The following is an 8,260-nucleotide window of genomic DNA, read 5'->3' on the forward strand; positions in this document are numbered from 1 at the left end:
ATCATACCAAATTTCTTATACATTGAATACTCTCTTTCTTTCTATGTTTTAAATATAGTATGTACACTAACGCCTTATTTATATCCAGTTATTTCTTCAATTTACTACTTCTACTTATTCGGGATAAACATGTGCTATAATGTAGCTATTGTCAGTAAGAGGAGTGTTTACAACATGCTGAATTCGGTAAAAAAGCTGTTAGGAGATTCTCAGAAGAGAAAACTAAAAAAGTATGAACAACTTGTTCAAGAAATTAATAATCTGGAAGAAAAACTATCTGATTTATCTGATGAAGAATTGCGTCATAAAACGATCACATTTAAAAACATGCTTCGTGACGGAAAAACAGTGGATGATATAAAAGTTGAAGCGTTCGCTGTTGTACGTGAAGCAGCAAAACGTGTACTTGGATTACGTCACTACGATGTACAGTTAATTGGTGGCCTTGTACTATTAGAAGGTAATATTGCAGAGATGCCAACTGGTGAAGGAAAAACATTAGTTTCTTCTCTTCCAACATACGTACGTGCTCTTGAAGGAAAAGGCGTTCACGTTATTACTGTAAACGACTATTTAGCAAAACGAGATAAAGAATTAATTGGCCAAGTTCATGAATTTCTAGGTTTAAAGGTTGGATTAAATATTCCTCAAATCGATCCTACCGAAAAGAAACTTGCTTACGAAGCTGATATTACATACGGTATTGGAACAGAATTTGGCTTTGACTATCTACGTGATAATATGGCTGCTTCAAAAGATGAGCAGGTGCAACGTCCTTATCATTTTGCTATTATCGATGAGATTGATAGCGTTTTAATTGATGAAGCGAAGACGCCTCTTATTATCGCCGGTAAAAAATCAAGCAGCTCTGATTTACATTATTTATGTGCAAAAGTTATTAAATCATTCCAAGATACTCTTCATTACACGTACGATGCAGAAACGAAATCTGCTAGTTTTACAGAAGACGGTATTACAAAAATAGAAGATTTATTTGATATCGATAACCTATATGATTTAGAGCATCAAACTTTATATCATTATATGATTCAAGCATTACGAGCTCATGTCGCTTTCCAATGTGATGTTGACTATATTGTACACGATGAAAAAATCCTACTTGTAGATATTTTCACGGGCCGCGTTATGGATGGTCGCTCTTTAAGTGATGGTTTACACCAAGCTCTTGAAGCAAAAGAAGGCTTAGAAATCACAGAAGAAAATCAAACACAAGCATCCATTACAATTCAAAACTTCTTCCGTATGTATCCAGCACTATCTGGTATGACAGGTACAGCAAAAACGGAAGAAAAAGAATTTAACCGTGTATATAACATGGAAGTTATGCCGATTCCGACAAATCGTCCAATCATTCGTGAAGACAAAAAAGACGTCGTATACGTAACAGCCGATGCAAAATATAAAGCTGTACGTGAAGATGTTCTAAAGCACAATAAACAAGGACGCCCGATTTTAATTGGGACAATGTCTATTTTACAATCAGAAACCGTTGCCCGTTACTTAGATGAAGCAAATATTACATATCAATTATTAAATGCAAAAAGCGCAGAACAAGAAGCTGATTTAATCGCAACTGCTGGACAAAAAGGGCAAATTACAATTGCGACGAATATGGCCGGACGAGGTACTGATATTTTACTAGGTGAGGGTGTTCACGAACTTGGTGGATTACATGTAATCGGGACAGAACGCCATGAATCGCGACGCGTTGACAATCAGCTAAAAGGTCGTGCTGGTCGCCAAGGTGACCCAGGTAGCTCTCAATTCTTCCTTTCTTTAGAAGATGAAATGCTAAAACGTTTCGCACAAGAAGAAGTCGAGAAATTAATGAAATCACTGAAAACAGATGAAACAGGACTTATTCTAACTTCTAAAGTCCATGATTTTGTAAACCGTACACAATTAATTTGTGAAGGTAGCCATTTCTCCATGCGTGAGTACAATTTAAAGTTAGACGATGTAATAAATGACCAACGTAACGTTATTTATAAATTACGTAATAACTTATTACAAGAAGATACAAATATGATTGAAATTATTATTCCAATGATTGATCATGCTGTAGAAGCCATTTCTAAGCAATATCTTGTAGAAGGTATGCTTCCAGAAGAATGGGATTTTGCTAGTTTAACAGCAAGTCTAAACGAAATTTTATCAGTAGAAAATATGCCATCATTATCAGCAAATAATGTACATTCACCGGAAGATTTACAATCCGTTTTGAAAGAAACATTATCTCTTTATAAAGAGCGCGTAAATGAGCTAGATAGCCATACTGATTTACAACAGTCGCTACGATATGTTGCCCTTCATTTCCTAGATCAGAACTGGGTCAATCACTTAGATGCAATGACCCACTTAAAAGAAGGCATCGGACTAAGACAATATCAACAAGAAGACCCTACTCGTCTTTATCAAAAAGAAGCTTTAGATATCTTTTTATACACATATGGTAATTTCGAAAAAGAAATGTGCCGCTATGTTGCAAGACATTTAGGTGTTCCTGAAAACGTACAATAACGAGGTGAAAGATTATGTTATCATTCCTAAAAAAAGCTAAGAAAAACGGAAAAGATACGACTGTCTCTAGTAATCAACTATTCGGACAAGAAAGCACACATACTGAAAATAAAACTGTAAAACCAACGCTTTACTTCCACCCTAGCTGGGGTGCAGTAGGACAAGAACAAAAATACATTTATCAATTTTTACATAAAGAACTACCGCGTTTAGAAGAATATCAAATTTCTTTATCTGGAATTGAGATTGAAAAGCGTGATAACGGTTATGACGTAGCTGTATTTATTCGCAGCACTGTTCCGAAACCAATTTCTTTCGAAGAAGTTACATTAATTCTTCTAAATAAAGAGAAAAAATTATGCGCACGAAAAACATTCAACCTTTCTGCATTAGGAGATATTCCTGCAAATGTAAATATGCCGTTTATCTTTACATTTGAGCAAGAAACAATTACAGATGCTGAATTATCGCAAACGGATTGGGAATTAGCGTTCGAACTTGAAAGTAAGCATGTATTAGATTTAGATCCATCTTGGGAAGCTCAGTTACCTGAAGCAAGCAAAGAAGCTTTACGTAATTTCGTAGACAATTTAACACCTCCAAATGATGGTGAAATTAACTTCCTAGGTCTGCAAGCTGCACGAAAAGAAAACGGCGATTTACATACAACGCTTCTTATTCGTAACGGTTGTAAAGACAACATTCAACTAGAGCAACTTCCTCTTCATATTGAAGATGCCACAGGTGCAGTTGTTGTTAAAGGCGCTTTCACATTACCGAACCTTGAAATTAAAGCGAACACTACAAAACCGTGGTCATTTGTCTTCCCTGCTTCATCTATATTAAAAGAAGATATGGACCTATCTTCTTGGAAGGCACTTGTACCACAGGACTAATCATAGAGAAGCTCGCCTCTCTTACTTTTTTTCATACAAAAAGCCTGCTCAAAAAGATGGTCATCACACCTCTTTGGACAGGCTTTTTCTTTATGTAAAATTTATTTCGTTACGAATAAACGTTCAATATGATATTCAGCTTCTAATTTGCACATTTCATCTGCATGCTTTACTTTATTTCTTTTTAATTGCTCCACTTGTTCTTCGCTCGGTTTTTCATTAATAAGCTCGTTAATTTTTTCATTTACTTTCATTGCTAACGCTTGATGGAAATCTGGATGTCCTTTCAACTCGTCATCTACTTTATTGATCCAAGTTGATTTTGTGTATAAATACTGTTTCCACTGTTCAACAAATTGTTGCATATCAAACTTTTCTTCGTTCCATTCAATTTCTTTCATATACTTCTCAAAAGAAACAACAATTGAGCGTGTAATCCCAATCTTCACTCCGTGTGGTAACTGTTTGTACATCAATTATTCCCTCCAGCTTAAAGCTCTTCCTTCTGACAAAAAAGGAATCTCAAAATTCATATACATTACTATAATATCACATACCTAATCTAGAATGTTACTATACTGCTAAGAGGAATAAATGTCAACAGACACATAACATCTTGATATACAGATGTTACAAACAACAAAAACACCCTTATATAAGGGTGTTTCTTCATATAGTTTCCGTTTTTACAAATAGTAATTTATCTTTCTGCTCATTACTCGCCATCACTACTAACGTCTTTTTAATATGAGCAGGTACTTGCTCTAGCGTTACACTCAATCCTGATTTATCCGACTGCTCAATGAAATTCAATAACGCCATAGCTCCTGATACATCCATATAGCGTGCATCTTTCATACGTAAAACAACCGGAGATTTTACGTCTTGTAAAGCATAAAAAACACGATCCACTGTTAAAAACGAAAGTGGGCCTTTAATTTTATATGTCGCTTCTTTTTCTTTTACAATAGAAGATTTACGTTCTTTACATTTCACCATGTATATAATGAAGGAAAGAAGAATTCCGAAGCCAACAGCGATCATTAAATCAAACTTCACTGTGACAATCATCGTTACGAGCATAACAACGACATCACCCTTTGGCGCTACATGCATTTTCTTCATGCTTTCCCAATCAAACATGCCAATACCAGTTAAAATTAAAATACCTGATAATACAGCAAGCGGAATGTATTGCACGACTGATCCAAGTCCCATAATGAAAATAAATAATATAACACTATGCATACTTGCTGAAAGCGCCGTTTTACCGCCACTTCTTATATTAACGATAGATCGTACAGTCGCACCTGCCCCTGCTAATCCGCCAAACAATCCGCTCATCATATTACCGATACCTTGTCCGACAAGTTCTTTATTACTTTTATGACGTGTCCCCGTCACGTTATCCATTACGACCGATGTTAACAACGAGTCAATCGATCCTAATAAAGCAATACTAAGCGCTGGTAAAACAAGTTCTGCTACGCCTGTTCCACTTAAAGATGGAATATGAAGCGTTGGCATCGCTTCTGGAATCGTCCCAATCTTTTCAATCACCTTATTTAATGACAAATTTCCGATAACCGGTAACCTCACTGTAAGCCCTTCTAACGCAGAAGAAAATAAAGGAAGCATAGCTGTCACACCTACTAATGCGACTAAACTAGATGGGATTGCCTTAATCCACTTTCCTGAAACAATCATGACAATAATCGTTAATACGACGAGTAGAAAACTATTTTGCACATGCTTCATTTCACCTAAAATAATAATTAATGCGATTCCGTTCATAAATCCTGAAACGACAGGATACGGAATGTAACGAACGTACGAGCCAAGCTTACATACACCGAATAAAATTTGAAATAGTCCCGCCATCATAAATGCTATAAAACTCGCCTCTAATCCGTGCGTCGCAATAACCCCTGTTGCGATAACCGTAATTGGTCCAGTTGGCCCTGTAACCTGCCCAGGTGTACCACCAAATAACGCCGCAAATAAACCTGCAAAAATTGCACCATACAATCCGACTAGTGCTCCCTCAGATGTTCCCGTTGCAGCAATACCAAATGCAATGGCAAGTGGCAACGCAACAATTGCAACAGTAAAACCAGCTAAACATTCCTTTGCTATTTTTTGAAACATATAAATAACCACCTTCACATTAAGTCCACGTTCCATTGTACACCTAAAAAGATACATTCGTTAGTCCACTTTTTACAGTATCGTGACGTAAACGCATTCAATTATAAGTACCTATCGCATCTTTGGAAACCATTATAACTATGCTATAATGGATAAATTAAATCTTTTATTATATATTTGGAGGCACTATGCTAACTTTTGAAGAAAAATTATCAATTATTGAATCTTTCCCAGAATTAGAAAGAAAAAACGTATCATTAAAACGCGTGAACTTTCACTTTGAAGAAAGTCGTTTAGATAAAAAGAACGTTGTTTACCACTTACATCCAAATGGAAACGGCTTTGTATATGCAAGTGGCATTAAAGGTTACAAAACGGATGATAAAGGTATGGTTAACATCCGCGAATTTTCAGCAGATGAATTACGCTCAGTAATCGAGCAATCAATTGAATTACTTTCACAAGAAGAAGTAGTAATTCCTGCAGAACCTGCGAAAGAAGAAGAATGGCAGAACGAAGACGGTCATATCCTTACTCTTATCTCAGAGGACGATATGTGGAACGTGTACGCTGGTGTAAATTTAGACGGTACATTTAACTCTTATCCAGAAGCTGCGGAATACCTTGATGAAGAAGGGTTTTCACGTAAATAATATAAAAAGCGGAGACTTATCGTCTCCGCTTTTTTCTATCCATCTGTTTCCGAACTAAAAACATAAGTACCTTATTTATACTCTGACGTTCATTATTTTTTTGAGCGTCTAAACACCCTCGCTCCTAAAATTAATGCGAGCATACCTGCAAGGATAGAAGTAGATTCAGTTGCTGTTCCACCTGTTTGAGGAAGTAATTTTGATTGCTTATCACTTTCTTTACTAGATGGTACTTCTAATTCACCTTGAGCATCAGATTTGTTTGAAACTTCTTGTTGCTCTTTTACTTCTCGTTTTTCTAGTACATTCAGATCTTCTGCCGTTTCTTCTTTATTTTTTTCTTCCTCTAGATTCTCCCAAGTTTCCGGTTTTTCTGTTACCTCCGGCTTCTCTAACACATTTGGCTCTTCTGTCACATTTGGTTCTTCCGGTTTTATTAAATCTTCTATTTCTTCGGTTGTTTCTTCTGTTGTTCCTTCTTTATTTTCTTCTTCCTCTAGGTTTACCCAGATCTCCGGCTTTTCTTTTACCTCTGGTTTCTCTAGCACATTTAGCTCTTCTGTCACCTTTGGCTCTTCCGGTTTTATTAAATCTTCTATTTCTTCGGTTGTTTCTTCTGTTGTTCCTTCTTTATTTTCTTCTTCCTCTAGGTTTACCCAGATCTCCGGCTTTTCTGTTACCTCTGGCTTCTCTAGCACATTCGGCTCTTCCGTTACCTTTGGTTCTTCCGGTTTTTCTAAGTCTTCTAGTTCCTCTGTTGTTTCTTCTTTATTTTCTTCCTCAATCGGTTTCACCCAGATCTCCGGCTTCTCTTTTACCTCTGGCTTCTCTAGCACATTCGGCTCTTCCGTTACCTTTGGCTCTTCCGGTTTTTCTAACTCTTCTAGTTCCTCCGTTGTTTCTTCTTTATTTTCTTCTTCAATCGGTTTCACCCAGATTTCCGGCTTTTCTTTTACCTCTGGTTTTTCTAGCACATTCGGCTCTTCCGTTACCTTTGGTTCTTCCGGTTTTTCTAAGTCTTCTAGTTCTTCTGTTGTTTCTTCTTTATTTTCTTCCTCAATCGGTTTTACCCAGATTTCCGGCTTTTCTTTTACCTCTGGTTTTTCTAGCACATTCGGCTCTTCCGTTACCTTTGGTTCTTCCGGTTTTTCTAAGTCTTCTAGTTCCTCTGTTGTTTCTTCTTCAACTTCTTCTTCAATCGGTTTTACCCAGATCTCCGGCTTTTCTTTTACCTCTGGTTTCTCTAACACATTCGGCTCTTCCGTTACCTTTGGCTCTTCCGGTTTTTCTAACTCTTCTAGTTCCTCTGTTGTTTCTTCTTTATTTTCTTCTTCCACTGGTTTTACCCAGATCTCCGGTTTTTCTGTTACCTCTGGTTTCTCTAGCACATTCGGCTCTTCCGTTACCTTTGGTTCTTCCGGTTTTTCTAACTCTTTCAAGTCTTCTGTTGTTTCTTCTTCAACTTCTTCTTCAATCGGTTTCACCCAGATCTCCGGCTTTTCTTTTACCTCTGGCTTCTCTAGCACATTCGGCTCTTCCGTTACCTTTGGCTCTTCCGGTTTTTCTAAGTCTTCTAGTTCCTCTGTTGTTTCTTCTTTATTTTCTTCTTCCACTGGTTTTACCCAGATCTCCGGCTTTTCTTTTACCTCTGGCTTCTCTAGCACATTTGGCTCTTCTGTTACCTTTGGTTCTTCCGGTTTTTCTAACTCTTTCAAGTCTTCTGTTGTTTCTTCTTCAACTTCTTCTTCCACTGGTTTTACCCAGATCTCCGGTTTTTCTGTTACCTCTGGTTTTTCTAATACATTCGGCTCTTCCGTTACCTTTGACTCTTCCGGTTTTTCTAAGTCTTCTAGTTCCTCTGTTGTTTCTTCTTTATTTTCTTCTTCCACTGGTTTTACCCAGATCTCCGGTTTTTCTGTTACCTCTGGCTTCTCTAGCACATTTGGCTCTTCTGTTACCTTTGGTTCTTCCGGTTTTTCTAACTCTTTCAAGTCTTCTGTTGTTTCTTCTTTATTTTCTTCT

Annotated in this window: 6 protein-coding genes; 3 read left to right on the plus strand and 3 right to left on the minus strand. The window is 37.0% G+C overall.

Annotated features, from left to right (window positions below; genetic code table 11):
• Positions 1-174: 174 nt before the first annotated feature.
• Positions 175-2,541 (plus strand): accessory Sec system translocase SecA2, encoded by a 2,367-nt coding sequence (secA2, locus tag PDQ40_RS27515; RefSeq protein ID WP_073536374.1) that lies wholly within the window; start codon positions 175-177, stop codon positions 2,539-2,541.
• A gap of 14 nt (positions 2,542-2,555) precedes the next feature.
• Positions 2,556-3,437, plus strand: a complete 882-nt coding sequence (locus tag PDQ40_RS27520) for an accessory Sec system S-layer assembly protein (RefSeq protein ID WP_000948197.1) — start codon at positions 2,556-2,558, stop codon at positions 3,435-3,437.
• Positions 3,438-3,538: 101 nt separating this feature from the next.
• Here the strand turns inward: PDQ40_RS27520 and PDQ40_RS27525 are convergent, their stop codons facing one another.
• Positions 3,539-3,910 carry a hypothetical protein gene (locus PDQ40_RS27525; RefSeq protein WP_000278023.1) on the minus strand — a complete coding sequence of 124 codons (372 nt, stop codon included), beginning with the start codon at positions 3,908-3,910 and terminating at the stop codon, positions 3,539-3,541.
• 196 nt (positions 3,911-4,106) lie between these two features.
• Positions 4,107-5,621 carry a SulP family inorganic anion transporter gene (locus PDQ40_RS27530; protein ID WP_001996803.1) on the minus strand — a complete coding sequence of 505 codons (1,515 nt, stop codon included), beginning with the start codon at positions 5,619-5,621 and terminating at the stop codon, positions 4,107-4,109.
• 152 nt (positions 5,622-5,773) lie between these two features.
• On the opposite strand from PDQ40_RS27530, the gene PDQ40_RS27535 reads away from it, so the two are divergent.
• On the plus strand, positions 5,774-6,238 hold the full coding sequence (locus PDQ40_RS27535; protein ID WP_000955016.1) for a hypothetical protein: 465 nt from the start codon (positions 5,774-5,776) through the stop codon (positions 6,236-6,238).
• Between the two features lie 92 nt (positions 6,239-6,330).
• Here the strand turns inward: PDQ40_RS27535 and PDQ40_RS27540 are convergent.
• Positions 6,331-8,260: LPXTG cell wall anchor domain-containing protein (locus PDQ40_RS27540; RefSeq protein WP_270691762.1), on the minus strand; the 1,930-nt coding region annotated here is incomplete at its 5' end.

It is taken from the genome of Bacillus cereus group sp. Bc061 (assembly GCF_027715825.1).
GTDB classification, from domain to species: Bacteria; Bacillota; Bacilli; order Bacillales; family Bacillaceae_G; genus Bacillus_A; species Bacillus_A paranthracis.